At 64.5% G+C, this 20,200-nt stretch carries 17 protein-coding genes and 2 riboswitches; of the genes, 9 read left to right on the top strand and 8 right to left on the bottom strand.

Features of this window, described 5'->3' with window-relative positions:
* Positions 1 to 99 precede the first annotated feature (99 nt).
* The 4 genes from C9F12_RS17030 to C9F12_RS17050 form a co-directional block, all read right to left on the bottom strand.
* A complete protein-coding gene (locus C9F12_RS17030) occupies positions 100 to 4,941 on the bottom strand; it encodes an NAD-glutamate dehydrogenase (RefSeq protein ID WP_108449656.1) in 4,842 nt (1,613 codons plus the stop codon).
* A 213-nt stretch (positions 4,942 to 5,154) separates the two neighbouring features.
* On the bottom strand, positions 5,155 to 6,261 hold the full coding sequence (gene trmA, locus C9F12_RS17035) for a tRNA (uridine(54)-C5)-methyltransferase TrmA (protein WP_108449657.1): 1,107 nt from the start codon (positions 6,259 to 6,261) through the stop codon (positions 5,155 to 5,157).
* Between the two features lie 93 nt (positions 6,262 to 6,354).
* Entirely contained in the window at positions 6,355 to 7,167 is an 813-nt protein-coding gene (murI, locus tag C9F12_RS17040; RefSeq protein ID WP_108449658.1) for a glutamate racemase, read from the bottom strand.
* A 325-nt stretch (positions 7,168 to 7,492) separates the two neighbouring features.
* Positions 7,493 to 8,035 carry a hemerythrin domain-containing protein gene (locus C9F12_RS17050; RefSeq protein ID WP_045994910.1) on the bottom strand — a complete coding sequence of 181 codons (543 nt, stop codon included), beginning with the start codon at positions 8,033 to 8,035 and terminating at the stop codon, positions 7,493 to 7,495.
* Between the two features lie 226 nt (positions 8,036 to 8,261).
* Between C9F12_RS17050 and C9F12_RS17055 the strand changes: the two genes are divergently transcribed.
* Together C9F12_RS17055 and C9F12_RS22635 are read left to right on the top strand one after the other, a co-directional pair.
* Complete coding sequence (locus C9F12_RS17055; RefSeq protein WP_045994901.1) at positions 8,262 to 9,596, top strand: replication-associated recombination protein A; 1,335 nt, start codon at positions 8,262 to 8,264, stop codon at positions 9,594 to 9,596.
* A gap of 175 nt (positions 9,597 to 9,771) precedes the next feature.
* On the top strand, positions 9,772 to 9,924 hold the full coding sequence (locus C9F12_RS22635) for a hypothetical protein (protein WP_156088597.1): 153 nt from the start codon (positions 9,772 to 9,774) through the stop codon (positions 9,922 to 9,924).
* Between the two features lie 101 nt (positions 9,925 to 10,025).
* Here C9F12_RS22635 and C9F12_RS17060 read toward each other — a convergent pair whose 3' ends face one another.
* Together C9F12_RS17060 and C9F12_RS17065 are read right to left on the bottom strand one after the other, a co-directional pair.
* Positions 10,026 to 11,516, bottom strand: a complete 1,491-nt coding sequence (locus C9F12_RS17060) for an MFS transporter (protein WP_108131579.1) — start codon at positions 11,514 to 11,516, stop codon at positions 10,026 to 10,028.
* 198 nt (positions 11,517 to 11,714) lie between these two features.
* Complete coding sequence (locus C9F12_RS17065; protein WP_108131578.1) at positions 11,715 to 12,353, bottom strand: class I SAM-dependent methyltransferase; 639 nt, start codon at positions 12,351 to 12,353, stop codon at positions 11,715 to 11,717.
* 41 nt (positions 12,354 to 12,394) lie between these two features.
* Here C9F12_RS17065 and C9F12_RS17070 point away from each other — a divergent pair, with 41 nt between their 5' ends.
* The 4 genes from C9F12_RS17070 to C9F12_RS17085 all read left to right on the top strand — a co-directional run bounded on the left by C9F12_RS17070 (position 12,395) and on the right by C9F12_RS17085 (position 14,568).
* Positions 12,395 to 12,781, top strand: a complete 387-nt coding sequence (locus C9F12_RS17070; RefSeq protein ID WP_108131577.1) for a VOC family protein — start codon at positions 12,395 to 12,397, stop codon at positions 12,779 to 12,781.
* 179 nt (positions 12,782 to 12,960) lie between these two features.
* Entirely contained in the window at positions 12,961 to 13,272 is a 312-nt protein-coding gene (locus C9F12_RS17075; RefSeq protein WP_231498521.1) for a DUF4870 domain-containing protein, read from the top strand.
* Position 13,273: 1 nt separating this feature from the next.
* Positions 13,274 to 14,215, top strand: coding sequence for a lysophospholipid acyltransferase family protein (locus tag C9F12_RS17080; protein ID WP_108449659.1), 942 nt, complete (start codon positions 13,274 to 13,276; stop codon positions 14,213 to 14,215).
* On the top strand, positions 14,212 to 14,568 hold the full coding sequence (locus tag C9F12_RS17085; protein ID WP_231498501.1) for a hypothetical protein: 357 nt from the start codon (positions 14,212 to 14,214) through the stop codon (positions 14,566 to 14,568). The genes C9F12_RS17080 and C9F12_RS17085 overlap by 4 nt, the downstream gene beginning before the upstream one ends.
* Before the next feature lie 41 nt (positions 14,569 to 14,609).
* On the opposite strand, the gene C9F12_RS17090 is transcribed toward C9F12_RS17085, so the two are convergent.
* Both C9F12_RS17090 and C9F12_RS17095 read right to left on the bottom strand, forming a co-directional pair.
* On the bottom strand, positions 14,610 to 14,951 hold the full coding sequence (locus C9F12_RS17090) for a type II toxin-antitoxin system ChpB family toxin (RefSeq protein WP_108449660.1): 342 nt from the start codon (positions 14,949 to 14,951) through the stop codon (positions 14,610 to 14,612).
* Positions 14,948 to 15,202 carry an AbrB/MazE/SpoVT family DNA-binding domain-containing protein gene (locus tag C9F12_RS17095; RefSeq protein ID WP_045991958.1) on the bottom strand — a complete coding sequence of 85 codons (255 nt, stop codon included), beginning with the start codon at positions 15,200 to 15,202 and terminating at the stop codon, positions 14,948 to 14,950. Before C9F12_RS17095 ends, C9F12_RS17090 begins: the two co-directional genes overlap by 4 nt.
* A gap of 363 nt (positions 15,203 to 15,565) precedes the next feature.
* Here C9F12_RS17095 and C9F12_RS17100 point away from each other — a divergent pair, with 363 nt between their 5' ends.
* The 3 genes from C9F12_RS17100 (at position 15,566) to tenA (ending at position 20,020) form a co-directional block, all read left to right on the top strand.
* Positions 15,566 to 17,152 carry a glucan biosynthesis protein gene (locus tag C9F12_RS17100; protein ID WP_240184287.1) on the top strand — a complete coding sequence of 529 codons (1,587 nt, stop codon included), beginning with the start codon at positions 15,566 to 15,568 and terminating at the stop codon, positions 17,150 to 17,152.
* Positions 17,152 to 19,053, top strand: coding sequence for a glucans biosynthesis glucosyltransferase MdoH (mdoH, locus tag C9F12_RS17105; protein ID WP_108449661.1), 1,902 nt, complete (start codon positions 17,152 to 17,154; stop codon positions 19,051 to 19,053). Before C9F12_RS17100 ends, mdoH begins: the two co-directional genes overlap by 1 nt.
* Positions 19,054 to 19,116: 63 nt before the next feature.
* A riboswitch (TPP riboswitch) is annotated at positions 19,117 to 19,270 on the top strand.
* A gap of 81 nt (positions 19,271 to 19,351) precedes the next feature.
* Complete coding sequence (tenA, locus tag C9F12_RS17110; protein WP_108449662.1) at positions 19,352 to 20,020, top strand: thiaminase II; 669 nt, start codon at positions 19,352 to 19,354, stop codon at positions 20,018 to 20,020.
* An 11-nt stretch (positions 20,021 to 20,031) separates the two neighbouring features.
* Positions 20,032 to 20,166: riboswitch (TPP riboswitch) on the top strand.
* The last annotated feature ends 34 nt before the right edge of the window (positions 20,167 to 20,200 follow it).

The raw sequence follows: 20,200 nt of genomic DNA on the forward strand, positions 1-20,200 counted from the left end.
ACCTTGTGTGAACCAACGTCACGGATTCACTCGATCGGTGTCGGCTACGACGAGGACGCCCGTGGGCGTCCTCTAGTGGTCGACTCACTGACCCGGGGTCTAGACCTCGCTGTTGCTCTCGGCCAGATCCACCAGCTCACGCACCGCCACGGCAAACAGCGGGAAGCCGCCCTGGGCGCCACTGTCGACCTCGTTGATCAGGCGGCACCAGCGCTTGTGCATGGACTCGTGGTGCTTGAGCCACTGATCGACACGTCCGGCGGTATCGCGGGCGCCGCTCTCCATCTTCATCACGCTGGCGGTCAACGCCATCTGCTGACGCTCGATGTCGTCGCGGAAGGTCTCCCGCGCCTGGGCCTGCCAGCTATCCTTCACCGGCAAGGCGGTAACCTGCTGGATCATCCACGGCAGCTCCAGACGGGCGCCGATCTCGTAGCAGACCTCGGCCACCTTCTGCGGCTTCTCGTTGACCTGGCGGGCGGTCTGGATGATACCCAGCGCCGCGTACAGGCTATCGGCCGCGGCCACGGTGGAGGCCAGCGCCTCGGGCACCCCGGCGTCGACGAGTTCGTCACGGCGGGCCTGCCAGGCCTCGAGTTCCTCGCCACGCAGACGCTTGCCGATATTCTCCTGCAGCTGGGCAATACGCGGCTGGTAGTACTCGATGCAGTCACCGGCAGCCTGGCCCGAACGATGGCGCAGGAACCAGCGTGAAGCGCGGCGAATCATGCGCATCAGGTCGAGCATCATTCCGTACTGGATATCGGTCGAGACCTGATTGTCGAGCGCTTCGATCTGCTCCCACAGCTTGGGCAGCTGGAAGCTGTCACGGGCGATGACGTAGGCCCGCGCGATGTCCGCACGCCCCATGCCGGTGGAGTCGATCAGCCGGCGGGTGAACACGATGCCCATGTGGTCGACCAGATCGTTGGCCAGCTGGGTCGCCACGATTTCGCGCTTCAGGCGGTGGCTCAGGACCTGGTCGCGGTAGCGCTCCACCAGGCTCTGGGGGAAGGCCCGGGTGGCGTGCTGGGCGATGATCTCGTCGTCGGGCACGTCGGAGGCGATCAGGTCGCCCTTGAGCGTGCTCTTGGCGTAGGAGATCAGCACCGACAGCTCCGGCAACACCATGCCCTGGTCATTGGCGGAACGCTCCTGGAGCTCCTCGTCGGAGGGCAGGAACTCGAGTTCGCGATCGATCTGACCGGCCGCTTCCAGTTCGCTGATAAAGCGGCGATAGGGCCCGATCCCCTGGTGGGACAGCCGCTCGGACAGATCCAGCGCCAGGGTCTGACGATAGTTGTCGGTCAGCACCAGCTCGCTGACTTCCTCGGTCATGTCCGCCAGCAGCTGATTGCGCTGCTTGTCGGTCATGTCACCGTTGGCCACCACCTCATCGATCAGGATCTTGATGTTGACCTCATGGTCGGAGCAGTTGACCCCGCCAGCGTTGTCGATGAAGTCGGTGTTGACGCGCACACCACGCGCCGCCGCCTCCATGCGCCCGCGCTGGGTCAGGCCAAGGTTGCCGCCCTCGCCTACCACTCGGCAGTTCAGTTCCTTGCCGTCGATGCGCAGCACGTCGTTGGCCTTGTCGCCGACCTCGGCGTCGGTCTCGGTGCTGGCCTTGACGTAGGTGCCGATGCCGCCGTTCCAGATCAGGTCGACCTTCGAGCGCAGCATCGCCTGGATCAGCTCATTGGGCGGCAGCTTGTCTTCGCTGATGCCGAAGACCTCCTTCATCTGCGGCGTGATCTTGATCGACTTGGCCGCACGGGAGAAGACACCGCCGCCTTCGGAGATCAACGAAGTGTCATAGTCTTCCCAGCTGGAGCGCGGCATCTCGAACAGGCGCTTACGCTCCTTGAAGGTACTGGCCGCATCCGGCGTCGGGTCGACGAAGATGTGCATATGGTTGAAGGCACCGACCAGGCGAATGGTCTCGGACAGCAGCATGCCGTTGCCGAAGACGTCACCGGCCATGTCACCGATACCGACCACGCTGAACTCGTCGGACTGGGTATTGATGCCGAGGCCACGGAAGTGACGCTTGACCGACTCCCAGGCGCCCTTGGCGGTGATGCCCATCTTCTTGTGGTCGTAGCCGTTGGCGCCGCCGGAAGCAAAGGCGTCACCCAGCCAGTGGCCATACTCGATGGAAATCTCGTTGGCGATGTCGGAGAAGGTGGCGGTGCCCTTGTCGGCCGCCACCACCAGGTAGGGGTCGGCCTCGTCGTGGCGTACCACGTTCTTCGGCTCGACGACCTCGCCACCGACCAGATTGTCGGTCACGTCCAGCAGCGCGCGGATGAAGGTCTGGTAGCAGGCGATGCCTTCCTTCTGGATGGTCTCGCGATCGGCACCTTCCGGCATGCGCTTGCACACGAAGCCGCCCTTGGCCCCCACCGGCACGATCACCGAGTTCTTGACCTGCTGCGCCTTGACCAGCCCGAGCACCTCGGTACGGAAGTCCTCGTGGCGATCCGACCAGCGCAGGCCGCCACGGGCGACCTTGCCACCGCGCAGGTGAACACCCTCGACCCGCGGCGAGCAGACGAAGATCTCGAACATCGGGCGCGGCTTGGGCATGCCGGTGACCTTGGACGGTTCCAGCTTGAACGACAGGTAGTCCTTGAAGCCGCCGTCTTCGGTCTTCTGATAGTAGTTGGTGCGCAGGGTCGCCTGGATCAGCTCCACGTAACGACGCAGCAGCCGGTCGTCGTTGAGGCTGGCGACGTCGTCGAGCAGGCCATTGATGCGCTCGACGCAGGCCTCGATCTCACCCTCGGCGGCACGATCCTCGGGATCGAAGCGCAGCTCGAACAGGGTCACCAGCTCGCGGGTGATCTGCGGGTGGGCCACCAGTGCATTGGCGATGAAGTTCTGGGAGATGCCGAAGCGGATCTGCTTCAGATAACGCGCGTAGGAGCGCAGCATCGCCACTTCACGCCAGTCGAGGTTGGCGCCGATGATCAGACGGTTGAAGCGGTCGTTGTCCGCCTCGCCGGCCCAGATGCGCTGGAAGGCCTCGATGAACGGCTTGCGCATCTCCTGCAGGTTGACCTCGGTGTCGGTGTGATGCTCCAGATCGAAGTCGTGGATCCAGTAGCTCTCGTCCACCGCCTCGACCTCGTAGGGGCGTTCACCGATGACCCTGAGCCCCAGGTTTTCCATCATCGGCAGCACGTCGGACAGCGGAATCGGCTTGCGCTTGTGGAACAGCTTGAGGTTGACGCCGCTGCCCTCTTCCTCGATCAGTCGGTACAGCGACAGCGCCAGCGGCTTGCCGTTGTCCAGCTCGCCGATGTGCTGCAGGTCGTAGACCGCGGTGCGGGCACTGAAGTCTTCCTGGTAGCTGGCCTGGAAGGCGTCGCGGAAGCGATCCAGTAGCTGGTTGGCGTGTTCCTCGCCGAAGCCTTCGATGGCGGCATTGAGCAGATCATCGCGCCAGTTGCGGGCGAGCCGCGCCAGCTTCTCTTCCAGCGCCTTGATGTCGTAGTCGGTCGGCGTGTCGCCGTTGAAGCGCAGGATGAACTGGATCCGCGCCAGCACCGATTCGGACAGGTAGGTGTTGAAGTCGCCGAAGGTGGCGTCGAGTTCCTCGCACAGCAGGTTCTGCAGACGCAGACGAAGCTCGGTCGAGAACACGTCGCGCGGCACGAATACCAGGCACGAATAGAAGCGACCGAAGCGATCCTCGCGGATGAACAGCCGCACCCGGCGACGTTCACGGATATCGAGGATACCCAGCGCCGTCTGGGCCAGCTCGTCTGTGTCGATCTGGAACAGGTCGTCGCGGGGATAGACCTCGAGGATCTGGGTCAGCTGCTTGCCGTTGTGGCCCTTGGGGTTGAAGCCGGCGATATCCATCACCGTCTTGAGCTTGCGCCTCAGGATCGGAATATGACGCGGCGAGTCGTTGTAGACCCCAGCGGTGAACAGCCCCAGGAAGCGACGCTCGCCGATGACGTTGCCCTTGTCGTCATAGCGATCGATGGTCACGTAATCCGGATAGGTGGGACGGTGGACGCGGGCGTGGAAGGCGCTCTTGGCGAATGACAGAAGCTGCGGCACCAGCACGTAGCGATCGCCCTCGACCCCCTGGTCGGTGCGGATACGCTGGCGATACTGGGCATCGGACAGACGGAACAGACCGAGCTCGCTGCCATCGACCTGATTGAGGCTCTGGCCACCGTTGTCCTTGTCGACGGTGAACTCGTCATAACCGAGGAAGGTGAAGTTGTCTTCCAGCATCCATTCGAGGAAGGCCACCGCCTCGTCGTGATCGGCCTTGTCGATCGGGCCCGGGCAGCAATTCTTGAGCTCGTCGATGGTCTCGCGGATGCGCGCGCGCATCGGATCGAAGTCCGCCACCGCCGTGCGCACTTCCTTCAGCACCTCGTGGATGCTCTGCTCGATGGCCGACAGCTCCTCGGGGTCGGAGTGACGATCCACTTCGATGGCGATCAGCGACTCACGATGCTCGGGGGCGTCCTTTTCACCCGGAGACGACACACGCTCGACCCGGTGCTGCTTGTCACGAGCGACCGACAGGACCGAATTGTGGATGGCGTGGACGGTCATGCCACGACGGTTGAGCTCGATGCGCACCGAGTCGACCAGAAACGGCATGTCTTCGTGCAGCACCGCGACAAAGGTGTGGGTCGACTGCCAGCCGTGCTCCTCGAAGTCAGGGTTCATGACCTTGACCTTGGGTGAGGCCGGATCGAACTGCTGCAGGAAGTGCCACACCGACAGGGTGGCGCCGTACAGATCATCCAGGCGCCGCTCGCTGAGATCCTCCAGCGGCACCGTGGAGTAGAAATGGCGAGCGAAGTCACCCACCAGACCGGCCTTTTCCTGATCGAGGCGTCCTTCCAGCTTTTCCTCGAGTTGCTTGAGCAGATCCTCGCGACTGTCATCCTGTGCGACGTGTAACATCCTCACCTCGGTTGGCGGCGGCCACTTCACTGTGGCCTGTGTAAAGGTAGTGACGAGCGTGCTGCGCGGCGCTACGCATCCGGCGCTCCCGGCGCATTCGGCAAGCTTACGCCAATCCCCACCCCACCCCCATCCAGATGCCCGCCTTCTCATGGAGCATGACGGTTACGCATCCCCCCTTGACAGCACGCTTGCGTTAGGCTCGTTGACGCCTCAGGAGCGCCGTTCCAGCAAGACCCCGCACTCACAGTGATGGGTGAAGGGGAACTGGTCAAACAGAGCGAAACGAACGATGCGGTGCGTCCTGGTGAGCTGTTCGAGATTGACGGCCAGGGTGTCCGGATTGCATGAAATATAGACGATACGCGGGTATTCACTCAGTTGATCACAGCTGTCGGCGTCCAGACCGGCCCGCGGTGGGTCCACCAGCACTGTGGAGAAGTCATAGTCACCCAGGCACATCTCGTCCACTCGCCGGCCTGCTTTCTCCCCTTTGAGCGCAGAAGAGAAGTCTTCGGCAGACATCCGCGCGACAAAGGCATTGGTCACCGCGTTGGCCTCGAGATTGACCCTGGCGCTTGCCACCGAGGTGCGCGAGATCTCGGTGGCCAGAACCCGGCGAAAATTCTCTGCCAGGGCGATGGTGAAGTTGCCGTTGCCGCAGTAGAGCTCGACCAGATCCTGCTGCTGGCAGCCCGCGGTCACCTCCCGTGCCCAGGACAGCATGGAGGCGCAGATGCGCGCATTGGGCTGGGTAAAGCTGTTTTCCACCTGCTGGTAGTGCAGGACCCTTCCGTCCACCTCGAGACGTTCCCACACATGGTCGCGGGTCAGCACCAGCCGCTGCTTGCGTGAGCGGCCGATGATCATCCCCCCAAGCTCGCGCTCGAGTTCCCGGGCATCCCGCTCCCAGTCGTCTTCCAGCGGCCGGTGGTAGATCAGGCTGATCAACGTCTCACCCGCCAGGGTGGTCAGAAACTCCACCTGAAACAGCTTGCGCCGCATCACCGGGTTGTCACGGATGGCGTCAAGCAGCGCCGGCATCAGGGCATTGATGCGTTCACTGGCCACCGCGAACTGGTCCATGCGTACCAGCCGCTTGTCGTCGGGGTCCTCGGGATTGACCTCGAACATCACATAGTAGAGATCGTCGCCCTCATGCCAGACGCGAAACTCGCAGCGTTGCCGGTAGTGACTCGGCGGTGACGGATACACCTCGAGCTCGGGCGGAGAAAACCGCGCAAACTGCTCGACCAGGCGATCACGCTTGGCGGCGAGCTGTTCGGCATAGCGTTCGGGTTCAACGACGGGTATGGCCACGGAAACTCCTGGAAAAACGATGAACAATAAACAAATGACGTGGGCGATGACGGCGTGGTCAGCGCCGCTGCCGAACGGTGTACAAGAGGTGGGTCAAGCGCTGGGCACGTCCAGCAGACAAGGGGCCGCAAAGCCGAAGGACGCAAGCCCTCGCGTCAGCCTTTCCGAAGCGTCCGTCGCACCTGACGAACCCCGCAATAGACTCGTGACCCAGGCCGCATCGAGGCCCTTTCGGGCGTCCGGGCCCACTGCCACCTGGGCCGTCCGTCGGGCAATGGCGTCGCCGGAGTCTACCCAGGTGACGGCCCGCGGCATGGCCTCGTCGAGCCAGCGACGCAACAAGGGAAAGTGGGTACAGCCCAGCACCACCGTATCGATACGGGCATCCTCCACAAGCGCTGCCAGCGCCTGGCGAACCACCGCAGGATCGATAGCGTGCCCCTGGATGGCGCGCTCCGCCTCGGCCACCAGCGCGTCGGCGGCCACCTTCTCGACCTGGCAGTGCGGCGCATAGCTGTCGATCAGCCGCTGGGTGTAGGGCCGGGCGACCGTTGCGCTGGTGGCCAGCAGTGCCAGATGCCCACTGCGACTGGCCTGGGCGGCAGGCTTGATCGCCGGCACCGTGCCCACCACCGGCACGTCCAGGCGCTCGCGCAAGGCCTCCAGTGCCAGGGTGCTGGCGGTATTGCAGGCCACCACCAGGGTATCGGCACCGGTACGATTCACCGCCGCCTCGCACACCGCGACGATCCGCTCGACCAACCAAGGGTCCGGCCGCGTACCGTAGGGCAGCATGGCGTTGTCGCAGCAGTAGGCAAGCGCCGTATCGGGCAGATGGCGTCTGAGCGCCGCCACCACGGAAAGCCCGCCCACGCCGGAGTCGAACACCAGCACAGGCCCGGCCATCAAGCCTCCTCCCTGACGGGCAAAGCCCATGCCCACCGCCACTGCCGGACGGCGGGGAAATATCCCCCACGATCGGATCGGGCCGCCATCGAGGCCGACCGGAGACGGGGAAGGAGGAGGGGCAAGAGGCTGAGCAAGGGAAACGGCACCTGAATCAACATGGGCGCCATTCTACCCGACATTGGCGGACCTGCATAAGCGCAGCAAGGGCGCCCACGGATACGCCAGCGCGCCGAGGTGAGCGCAGACGTCATGCGGCCCGAACCGGAGTTCGGGCCGACGACGTGATGCTCGAGAAGCAAGGAACGAACGAGGGAAAAACTGATCAGGCGGGTACCGGCTCCTCGCGTAGCTCGGCATAGAGTTCAGGGTAGGCCGCCTGGAGTCGTTCAAGTTCGGCGGTGGCGTTCTCCGGCAGGGCGTGGGCCAGGCGATCGAGATCTTCGTCCGAGAAGTGCTCGCTGATCAGCGGGAACAGTTCCTCACGCTCTTGGCGAAGGTAAGCACGGTGGCTGTCCAGGTACTGCTTGAGGTCATCGGCAAACTGGTCCATGGGGATGGCGACATCCATCAGGATCATGTCGATGTCACGGGACAGGCGCGTCAGCCGGGCCTTGAGCTTGCGGTAGTCGCCGGACAGCTGCTCGGCCACTGCCTCGCTTTCGGGGGCCAGCTCCTTGAGACGGTCGGTACAGATCTGCTCCAGGGGCAGGGTGAAACCCGCCATGTAGTCGAGAATATAGTCAACCACCTCCCTGACGAGCTGGAAGTTGGGCCGCTCTCCCTGCGCGAGGGTCTTTTGCTTGAGTTGCAGGACGTGCAGTATGCGCGCCATGTTGGCATGATCCCGTCGCAGTTGCTTTAGCATGGGCATGACGGAAACCTCCTGTGGTCAGCATGAGCTGAAGGCACCCTAGCTTAGACTGGCCTTCTCGGGTCAGGTTCCGGATCGTGCGGGAACCGGAATGTATCACCCTAGACGCATAATCGAGTTTTTGCCCGACGAAAATTGCCACATTCAGAAGGGTTGATTTCCTACACACCGCCTGAGCGTTGACGTCTGGCGCTCAATTCATTCTTCTCAGGAGTCGGCGATGGACATGTTCGAACAGGCCCACCAGGAAGACGCCGCGCCCCTGGCCTGGCGCATGCGCCCGAGGTCCCTGGACGACTACGTGGGCCAGCCGTCGCTGGTGGGGCCAGGCAAACCATTGCGGCGCATGGTAGAAGCCGGGCAGGTGCGCTCGATGATCCTGTGGGGGCCACCCGGCGTCGGCAAGACCACCCTGGCCGACATCCTCGCCAGCGCCTCCAGCGCACGGCTGGAGCGCTTGTCGGCGGTCATGGCCGGGGTCAAGGACATTCGCGAGGTGGTGGAGCGCGCCCGGGTGGCCCAGGGCCAGGGGCAGACCACGGTGCTGTTTCTCGACGAGATCCACCGCCTCAACAAGAGTCAGCAGGACGCCCTGCTGCCCCACGTCGAGTCGGGGCTCTTGACGCTGATCGGCGCCACCACCGAGAACCCCTCGTTCGAGGTCAATTCGGCGCTGTTGTCCCGAGCCCGTGTCCATGTGCTCAAGGCGCTGGACGAGGCCGCGCTGATCGAGGTCATGCGCCGCGCCCTGGCCGACCCCGAGCGCGGCCTTGGTCACCGCGACATCCGCGTCGAAGACGAGGTGCTGGCGATACTGGCGCGCGCCTCGGCCGGCGACGCCCGGCGCGCCCTGGGCCTTCTGGAGACCGCCTGCGACTTCACCCAGGCGGAAGGCGGTGCAGAGCGTCTGCCCCGCGAGGCGCTCGAGGACGTCATCGGCCACACTGCCAGCGCCTTCGACAAGCAAGGCGATCACTACTACGACCTGCTGTCGGCACTGCACAAGTCGGTACGCTCATCGCGCCCCGACGCCGCCCTTCTGTACATGGCCCGCTTTATCCAGGGCGGTGGCGATCCGCTGGACGTCATCCGTCGCCTGGCGGCCATCGCCTCGGAGGACGTCGGCAACGCCGACCCGCGTTGCCTGCCACTGGTCATGTCGGCCTGGGATGCCTACCTGCGTCTGGGCGACTACGAAGGCCAGCGCGCCATCGCCCACGCCGCCATCCACCTGGCGGTAGCGCCCAAGAGCAACGCCATCGACCAGGCCTGGAAGAAGGCCCAGGCCTTTGTCGCGGCCCAGCCGAGCCTGGAGGTGCCGACCTACCTGCGCAACGCACCGACCAAGCTGATGGCTTCCCTGGGCCACGGCGACGGCTACCGCTACGCCCACGCCGAGCCCAACGGCTACCCGGCGGGGTCGGCCCACGACTGCTGGCCCGAGGCAGTGCCGACCGAGCGCTTCTACCGCCCCACCGATCACGGCCAGGAAGAGCGTTTCGCTCGCATCATGGCCTGGCGGGCGCAGCTCGATGAGGCCGCAGATAGCGGATGAGATAGCAACGGAGGTGGCAGCTCAGATACCACTTGAGAAAAACCATCTGTCTTCGACGTGGGAAGGAAATAGGCCGCTGCAGCACAACCAGGCATCGTAAGGAGCGAGCCAGGACCGCGACTACTGTGGGACTCAAGTGCCCATGGTGGGCACCCGATGCTCCGGAGGGACTGTCATGTCGGCCACCCAGCTACAGCAAGCTCGTCAGATCCTGGTACAGAACGCCCGTCACCCCAACCATCACGACGTGCTGCTGGCCTACGCCCGCCAGCAGGCGACACCCGCGGTACGTCGTGCGCTGTTCAAGCTGCTGTTCGGACCGAACTGAGGCCCACTGTCTGCCACATGTTGACCGCTCAGGCCGGCGCCTCTTGCCAGGTCTGGGCCGCCCACGGCGACCCAAAGGGACAAGTTCGCCGGCCACGTTGATCAGCCCTTGGGTGCCTCGCCCGGCTCAGCCGCCGACGGCGACTCCTGCTCCCAGCCGGGTTCGACGGGCGTTGGCTCGATAGCGGCGGCGTCTTCATCAGACTCGTGATGGTTCACCTCCAGCACGCCATCGTGGTAGCCGTCTTCATCGAAATAAGGCACGTACTGACCTTCTTCCGCTGGCGGCCCCACCATGGGCTCGGCCACGTCCACGTCCGGCACCACGTCGGACAGGTCTTCCATATGCTCGTGCTCCTTGGCGCCCGCCACCCACTCGTCGGTGACCACGAATTCCGCACCCACCGACGACAACGGCGTCGCCGGGGAGAACGGCACCACCGGCACCGGCGCCGGACGCACCAGGCGACGCCAGGCGAAGAACAGCACCAGGGCGCCACCGAGGGCGCCGAAGGCCATGAACAGGGCGGTATCGCCAAGCGCCGCCATTACCGGGCTGACCAGCGGCGGACTGACCGAGGAGCCAAGCGCGCTGATCAGCAAAAGGCCCTGACTCATGGGCACCAGGGCGCCGGCGGGTGCACGGTCCGCCGAGTGGCTGACCGAGACCGGATACAACGAGAAGACGCCACCGCCCAGCAGGAACAGCAGCGCGGCCAGCCCCCAGCTCGGCAACGGCAGCAGCAGCACCGCCAGCGAGATGGCCAGGCAGAACAGACCGATCAGGATCAGCACCAGCTGGCGGTCGTGACGATCCGACCAGCGGCCCACCGGATACTGCAGCAGCATGGCGCCGAGTACCGTTATCGCCATCAGCTGGCCGACCTCGGCCAGATCAAAGCCGGTACGCTGCAGATACAGCGGCATCAGGGCGTACACCGCAGCCGCCAGCATGCCGGAACCGAAGGCCCCCACCACCCCGGTGGGGGTGAGGATCATCAGGCGCAGCGGCGACAGCGGCTCGACCTTGTCGAGCAGTGGCGTGACCCGCGGAATCATCGCCATCGGCAGCACCGACAGCGAGGCCAGGGCACCGATGACCATGAAGGGGGCGGTTTCGCCCATATTCTGGGTGATGCCCAAAAGCAGCTGACCGAGCACACCTGAGCCGTACAGGGCGATCATGTACAGCGCCAGCAGACGCCCGCGCACCTTGGAGTCTCCGGAGGCCAGCAGCCAGCTCTCGATCACCAGGAAGACCCCGACCGTGGCCCAGCCACCGATCAGACGCAGGCCGAACCAGGCCACCGGATCCAGGATCAGCCCCTGCAGCAACACCGTCACCGCCACCAGCGAGGCGAAGCTGCCGTAGGCACGAATATGGCCGATGGCGAGCAGCAGCCGGTCGTTGAACAGGGCACCCAGGCCAAGACCGATGAAGTAGGCGCCGGAGACCCAGCCGATGACCACCGGCGATTCACCGGCGGCGTCCAGGCGCAGGGTGATAAGCGAAGACAGAAAACCGTTGCCGATGCCCAGAATGAATAGCCCCAGAACGGGGGGCAGGGCCATGGCCAGGAGTTGGGGAGACATGAGGAGTCGGGCTCCAGCGATGCGGACGACGCGGACGGCGGCGGCGGGTGGGTGTTGATGTTTCGAGTCCGTCCGTCGCGGTGCGTATCGACGACTCTTGGGCGGCGAATATACCCCCCTTTTCGCGCCTGTCAATGTCTTTCGAACGGCGTCACCCATGCATCTGTAACGCATTGTTGGTCAAGCATAAATCCGGCCTCAGTGACTCGTGTCACGGCGCATCAGAACCACATCGGCCGCGGGGAAGTCGACACTCATGCCAAGTGCCTCGGCCAACCAGCGAAAGCTCGTCTCGCTGAAGAACACCACATGGGTGGGATCACGAATATAGTGCCAGCGGGCAAAGTCCTCCGGCGTGCGCTTGGTCATCAGCCCCAGCCAGCCACCGGGTCGCAGTTGTCGCGCCAGCGCAAACAGCACCGGGCCGGGCGCGAACAGGTGCTCGACCACCTCGGTGGCGGTGATGAAATCGTAATACCGCTTCAGGTTCTCCGGCGCGGGATGGTAGTAGGGATCATGGATCCGAGTGGCAAACCCCGCCTCCTCGAACATCAGCGACAGCGTCGGACCGGGCCCCGCACCGAAATCGAGCCCCTCGGCACCCGGCGACAGACGCTCGCTCAGGGGATCAAACAGGCGACCCAGAAAACGACGGTAGCCGGGATCATCCGGGCGGTTGTCGTGCTGATCGTAGACCGCCTTCTCGGCCTGCGGTCCCAGGCGCTGCTCGGGAGGCACCGCCACCAGGTCACATACCGAGCAGCGAAAATAGTCGCGGCGCCCGTCCGCATGAAAGTGGTGCGTCGTCGGGTTTGCGCATAGCGGACAGCTTGGCATCGTCGTATTCTCTGGGACTTGGATCATTTGTGGAGAGAGGCATGCTGTCAGGTCTAGATCACCTGGTCATCACCGTGACCGATATTTCCCGCGCCGTGGACTTCTACACCCGCGTTCTGGGCCTGGACGTCCGCTATCGCGATACCGAGCGGGTCGACCTGATGCTCGGCGAGCTGGCCCTGCGCCTGCACTGGACCGCCACCGACGTGACCCCCAGGGCCGCCACCCCTACCCCAGGCAGCCTCGACGTCTGTTTCAAGAGCCATCTGCCGCTGGCTGAGGTGAAGGCTCACCTCGATGCCCTGTCGGTCGAAGTGGAACTGGGCCCCGTGGAACGTCAGGGTGCCACCGGCAAGATCGAGTCGCTGTATCTTCGCGACCCGGACGGCAACCTGCTGGAGATCAGCCGTCCGCTCAAACAGGAGTAGCGTCGGTCGTCCCTGCAGGTCGCTTTGCCTGTCATGGCAATGCGGCACAGGCTGGGTATGATAACGGGGCCGTATGACATGCACCCAAGGGACCATGGATGAGCCAACACGACCTTACGCCTCAACGACCCACTGTCGAGCCTCCCTCACCTGGCGACACGCCCCCCGCCGACACCACCATGTCGCTGGTGGGCTACGCGCTGCTGCTGGCCAACCTGGTCACCGGCTTCACCGCGGTGATCGGGGTGATCATCGCCTACGTCTACCGTGGCAAGGGCCCCGAGTGGCTCGACGAGCACTATCGCTACCAGATCCGTACCTTCTGGATAGGCCTGCTCTACGGCATCGTGGCCTCGATCCTGACCTTGATCGTGATCGGCCTGCCGCTGCTGCTGGCCCTGGCGGTGTGGTTGATCGTGCGCTGCGTCAAAGGCTTCAAGGCACTGCAGGAAAAGCGCGCTCCGGACAATGTGGAAAGTTGGTTGATCTGATATGAACGTCCCCTGGCAACAGCGACTCCAGGCTACCGCGATATCACGCCTGTGGCGGATACTGTCGCGTCTGTCACCGATGACCCTGTGGCGACTCAGCGTCGCCCTGGTGAATGTGGCCTACCCCCTGCTCAAGCGCGAACGCGCGGTGACCAGGCTCAACCTGGAAGTGGTCTATCCCGACCTTACCGAGGCCCGTCGCGCCACCCTGGGGCGCGAAAGCCTCAAGCATTCCACCGCCACCATGCTGGAACTCGGCTTTGCCTGGCAGGGCGACCCCGACCGAGTGGCCTACAGCATCGTCGAGGTACATGGCCGCGAACTGCTGGATGATGCCCGCGCCGAGGGCAAGGGCGTGATCATCCTGGCGCCTCACTTCGGCAACTGGGAGGTGCTGAACTTCTGGCTGTCGAGCCACTTCCCCTTCACCGCCATGTACGAGCCGCCCAAGCTGGCACCGCTGGACCCGATCATCCGCGCCGGGCGCGAGCGCTGCGGCGCCAGCCTGGTGCCGACCAACCCGCGAGGCGTGGCGGCGCTGCTCAAGGCGCTCAAGCGATCCGAGGCCGTCGGCATCCTGCCCGATCAGGAACCCAGCTGGGGCAGCGGCGTGTTCGCGCCCTTCTTCGAGCGCCCCGCCTACACCGCCACCCTGTTGCCCAAGCTGGTGTCGCGCACCAATGCAAGGGTCGTGACCGGCGTCGCTCTTCGCCGTCCCGGGCGGGGCTTCGCGCTGTACTTCCTGGCCGCCGACGAGCGCGTCTACGATGAAGACGAGACCATCTCCTGCAGCGGGGTCAATGCCAGCATCGAGGCGGTGATCGCACTCGACCCGGCCCAGTACCAGTGGGAATACAAGCGCTACACCAAGACCCTGGAAGAACAACGTGGCGATCCCGACTTCCGCCGTTACCGCCTCTACAGCTCGAGGAACATGAAGTGACGACAGCGTCAGTGTCACCGCCGCCGGAGACCCGCGTCGGCCACGTCCTCTATCTGCTCTACCTGGCAGGACTGGTGAGCGGTTTCGTGACGCTGTTGATCGCGCTGGTCGTCGCCTATGTCTATCGCACCGACGCCGCCCCCTGGCTGCGTGCCCACTACCAGTTTCTGATCAGCACCTTCTGGATCGGCCTGCTCTACATGGTCGCCGCGGTGGTACTGTCGGTGCTGATCATCGGCCTAGCGCTTCCCCCGCTGCTGGTCACCGCCTGGTTCGTGATCCGCTGCATCGTCGGCTGGCGTGCCCTGCACCAGCGCCTCCCGCCGCCCAGACCATCCAGCTGGCTATGGTAGGCGCAGCAGCAACGCCAGCACTAAGAATTTGCGACCACGGCCTATTCAAATAACGTACGAACACGCGCTAAAGCATCATCGACGACGTGATCCGGGGCAGACTCGACTCTGCGCGCTCCGCTCGCTTCAAGATCGACAGTCCTGATCTGATTGACCAGCACTACCCCCTGCGTACGGGTCCCGCTCAGAGGTACCACAAAGCCTGCGTGGCGCGCGAAGTTGCCACCTTGGGTGATGGGTGCCACGACCACCGTACCAAAATGATTGAAAGCTATTGGCGTCAACACTAGCGCAGGGCGAAAGTCACCTCGCTGCTCGCGTCCTTCGGTCGGATTGAGGGGAACTCGCACAATATCGCCACGGCTATATTTGTCACGCTTCATTCTTCACGCCCTACCGGGGCCATTTCCTGCCAGGATGCCAGGTCTTCAGGCTCGGGAGCCTCGGGATCACAGCGTGCCAGCAATTCCTCCAGGGAATACTTTGGCTTTGACGCCACAGGCTTCAACACCAACCTGTGGGAAGTTTCCTCGACTTCCAGCAAATCCCCATCGCTGAGGCCCAGCTGTCGAAGCAATTCAACTGGCAACCTGATGGCGGCACTATTGCCCCACTTCTGAATCTTGAGTTCCATATCACTCCCCTCCTGTACGTATCTACACAGTAGATACGCGCTGCCTCGACCGCAAGCTCGTGCATCAACTTCGCCTGTTACCGCTCAGTAACCTGCCCACCCCAACGCCGTCGCTAATCGGCGACACGGAACCCGAATTAGCACAAACCCTCAAATGCACTCGAATGACATCTATTGCAACTTTTGTCTCGGCCAATAGGCTAGATTAAAAGCTGGCTCGATCTGGCATAGAAAGTGGCATAGAAAGTGGCATAGAAAGTCGCATAGAACATGCCATCGATGTGAACGGCAGAAGGATCCCCTACACCCCCAGCGGGCGAACCCGAGCCACCGGGCGTTCGTCCGCTCGCAAGGAGAGCGCACTTGGACACGGCAATATCTCGAGCACGACACACCCTTGCACGGCGGCGACCTGGCTCGCGCAACCTGGCGCTCGCCTTCGTCGGCGTCATCACCAGCGCCGCATTGACGACGCCGGCCATGGCCGTCGAGACCGGCGCGCTGTTCGAACAGGTCACGAACCGGGCCAAGGAACTGGCCGCGTCCCCCTATGAAGAGGCGTCGGCCGAGCTGCCCGAGGCCCTCACCGAGATGGACTACGATCGCTACCGACAGATTCGCTACCGCGATGAGCGGGCACTGTGGAAGGATGATGGCGATTTCGAGGTGGAGCTCTTCCACCCAGGCTTTCTGTATGACCAGCCGGTGGATATCCACCTGCTGGAGGATGGCGAGGTACGCTCGCTGCCCTTCGAGCCTGAGCGCTTTCGCTACGACGACGATGCCGCCGACCTCGCCGAGCTCGACCTGAGTGGGCTCGGCTATGCCGGCTTTCGCCTCCACTACCCGCTCAACCGCGCCGACTACAAGGATGAGTTCGCGGTATTTCTGGGCGCGTCCTACTTCCGCCTGGTCGGCCGCGACCAGGGCTACGGCCTGTCGGCCCGTGGCCTGGCCATCGACACCGCCCTGCCCCAGGGCGAGGAGTTTCCCGCCTTTCGCGAATACTGGCTGGTCAAGCCGCAGCCCGGCGATACCCACATGACGGTGCTGGCGCTGCTGGACAGCCCGTCTCTGGCCGGCGCCTACCGCTTCGACATCGCCCCGGGCAAGCGCACCCAGGTCGACACCGAGGCACGCCTGTTTGCCAGGGAAGACGTCGAGAAGCTCGGCGTCGCACCGCTGACCAGCATGTTCCTGCATGGCGAGATGGATCGCCGCCAGGAGGACGACTACCGCATCCGGGTACATGACTCCAGCGGCCTGCTGATGGCCACCAGCACCGGCGAGTGGACATGGCGCGTGCTGGAAAACCCCGAAAGCCTCCAGATCTCCGGGCTGCAGGACACCTCGCCCAAGGGCTATGGCCTGGTCCAGCGGCCCCAGCACTTCAACGCCTACCTGGACATGGAGGCCCGCTACGAGCGTCGCCCCAGTCAGTGGGTCGAACCCCAGGGCGAGTGGGGTGAAGGCCACGTCGAGCTGGTGGAGATCCCCACCGACAGCGAGGCCCACGACAACATCACCGCCTACTGGGTGCCCGCCACCCCGCTGATGGCCGGCGACTCCCGCACCTATCGCTATCGTACCTGGACCTTCGGCGACACCCCCACGGCCGAGCCGCTGGCTCGTGTGGTGCGTTCGCGCCAGGGCTGGGGCGGTGTGCCGGGACAGAGCGATCCCCCCGACGAGCGCCTGCGCCAGTTCATCATCGACTTCCGCGGCGGTGAGCTCGAGGGACTCGATGCCAGCCAACCGGTCGAGATGACCCTGACCACCTCCAGCGGCGAGACCGCCGAGGCCAAGGTCACACCGCTGCCCGACGACGACACCTGGCGCGCCAGCTTCACGCTGCTGCCCGATGGCGACCAGCCCGCTGATATCCGCCTGACTCTCATGCTTCGTGGCGAGCGCCTGAGCGAAACCTGGAACAGCATCTGGAGCCCCTGATGAACGCCCATACTCCCGAGGTACCCTGGCCACGCCTGCGACGTCTTGGCGTCGGCCTGGCCATTGCCGCCACCACGGCGCTGGGGGTCTGGACCATGTTCAGGATCCTCTACGTGGAGGGCATCAGTCCGCTCGAGATGGCGATCATCGGCCTGTTCGCGATCACCTTCGGCTGGATCACCATGGCCTTCTGGAGCGCGCTGATCGGCTTCGTGCTCAACCTGACCGGGCGTGACCCGCTGAGCCTGAAGCCGCGCCATTCCTATCCCATGCGGCCCGAAGGCTCCCACTCCCGCACCGCCCTGGTGATGCCGATCCACAACGAGGACGTGCTGCGAGTCGCCGCCGGACTCGAGACCACCTGCAAGGATCTGGATGACCTGCCGCAAGGCATCGAGGTGGAAGCCTTCGTGCTCAGCGACAGCACCGACGACGAGGTGGTGGCCGAGGAAAAGGCCGCCATGGCCGAGCTCCAGAAGCGCCTGGAAGGCCACTGCCAACTGCACTACCGCCACCGTGACAGTAACGTCGGGCGCAAGGCAGGCAATCTGGGCGACTTCTGCACCCGCTGGGGCAGCCACTACGACTACATGCTGGTGATCGACGCCGACAGCCTGATGAGCGGCACGACCGTCATCGAGCTGATCGACGAGATGATGGCCAACCCGCGCCTTGGCCTGTTGCAGACGGTGCCGATTCCAGTGCGCCAGGACAGCCTGTTTGGCCGCGCCAACCAGTTCGCTGCTGCACTCTACTCGCCGATGCTGGCCAGCGGTCTGAGCTTCTGGCACGCCACCGCGGCCAACTACTTCGGCCACAACGCCATCATTCGCGTGGACGCCTTCACCGATGCCTGTGGCCTGCCGGAGCTGCCCGGCAAGCCACCGCTGGGTGGCGATATCCTGAGCCACGACTTCGTCGAGGCGGCGCTGCTGCGCCGTGCCGGCTGGCAGGTGCGCATGCGCACCGACCTGGGCGGCAGCTTCGAAGAGATGCCGAGTCATATCCTCGACTACGCCAAACGCGACCGGCGCTGGGTCCAGGGCAATCTGCAGCATATGCGCCTGCTTGGCGGGCGCGGACTGCACGTGCTCAGCCGTCTGCACTTCTTCTTCGGTGCCCTCGCCTACCTGTCGTCGCTGGTGTGGCTGGCGATCCTGGTGATCAGCACCATCGACGCCCTGATCCGGGCGCTGGTGCCGACCAACTTCTTCACCTCGAGTTCGCAGCTGTTTCCCGACTGGCCGATCGCCCCACCCAACCTGATCATGCCGCTGCTGATCGGCACCCTGGGCATGCTGCTGATGCCCAAGGTACTGGGGCTGGTGCTGGGGCTGATCCAGAACCCGCAGGCCTATGGCGGACGGGCCCGGCTCGTCGCCAGCATGCTGCTGGAGACGCTGTTTGCCATGCTCATCGCGCCCTTGATGATGGTGTTCCACAGCCGTTTCGTGATTCAGGTACTGAGCGGCCGCACCGTGGCCTGGGATCCACAGTCCCGCGAGGGCCGCGCCCTGCCCTGGAAGGAAGCCTTTCGCCACACCTGGCTATGGTCACTGATCGGCGCCTTGTGGGCGCTGGTGACCTGGGCCTTCACCCCGAGCTTCTTCATCTGGCTGACGCCGGTGTGGCTCGGCCTGGTGATGGCCGCCCCGCTGGTCCGCTGGAGCTCCAGCCTGAGCATCGGCCGGGCCCTGAGGCGCGCCGGCCTGTTGCTGGTCCCGAGCGAGACCCACCCCCCGGCGGTGGTAGGCGAGCTTCGCATCGCCAAGGCACCGCCGCCGCCGGCGACCCCGGCCGAGCCGCCACGGGAAATCCCCCGCGAGATGCCGGTGCAGTCCTTTCGCGAGCACGGCACGGAATCGGCGCCGGAGGTCTCCGGCGAGAAGTCCATCGACTGAGCCGGATCCACCCCGCTTTCACCCTGGTGGACACCCCGGCAAGCCGTGCTAGACTCGATCCAGACTCGCTTGACGGGGTGCCGGTGAATCCGGCTGAGATGGCGCAGGGCCAGGGTGACGAATCACCGGCCGCCAGCGCCGATCCCGTGGAACCTGATCCGGGTGCGGTGTGGCTTCACACCTTGAACCGGCGTAGGGAATCAGGCGGTGGTGCCAGCCCCTGCGCGCGCACCTCCCTCCTTTCTCGTCGCCGTGTCCTTGGCCGCCGCTCTCCGGACCCGCACCAACCGGAGGCAACATGGGCTACCGCTTTACCGATCTTGTCGACGCCTGCCGCGATGACTGGCACGCCTACATCGAACACGACTTCGTGCTCGCCCTTGGCCGTGGTGAACTGGCCGACGCCAGCTTCCGTCACTATCTGAAGCAGGACTATCTGTTTCTGCTGCAGTTCTCCCGGGCCTACGCCCTGGCGGCCTACAAGAGCCACAGCCTCGACGAGCTGCGCGGCGCCTTCGACGGCATGAAGACCATCCTCGACGTGGAACTCGGCCTGCATCTCGCCTTCTGCCGCGACTGGGGCATCGGCGAGGCCGAACTCGCCGAGCTGCCCGAAGCCCGCGCCACCCTGGCCTATACCCGCTACGTGCTGGACGCCGGCAGCCGCGGCGACCTCTTGGACCTGCACGTGGCGCTGGCCCCCTGCATGGTCGGCTACGCCGATATCGCACGAAACCTCAACGCCCGTTCGGACACCCTGCGCGGTGCCGACAACCCCTTCGACGCCTGGATCGCCATGTACGAAAGCGACGACTTCCAGGCCGCCGCACGCCAGGAGCAGGCCTGGCTCGATGATCAGCTTGGCCAGGTATCCGGCGAGCGCTTTGCGCGACTGTCACGGATCTTCGCCGACGCAACACGACTCGAGATCGACTTCTGGCAGATGGGGCTCGATCTAAGCGACTAACACAATCAGCACCACGCTTGACGGGGGGCCGCCAGAGGCGGCTGAGATCATGCAGCGCATGGGACCCGTTGAACCTGATCTGGGGGTAACCCCGATGCCATGGCATCGCGGTGAGGACCAGCGTAGGGATCAAGCGCTCAAGGCCCAGGCCACGACGCTCCCTCCTTCCTCACGCGATGC

This window comes from Halomonas sp. BN3-1 (genome assembly GCF_003056325.1).
Lineage (GTDB): Bacteria > Pseudomonadota > Gammaproteobacteria > Pseudomonadales > Halomonadaceae > Halomonas > Halomonas litopenaei.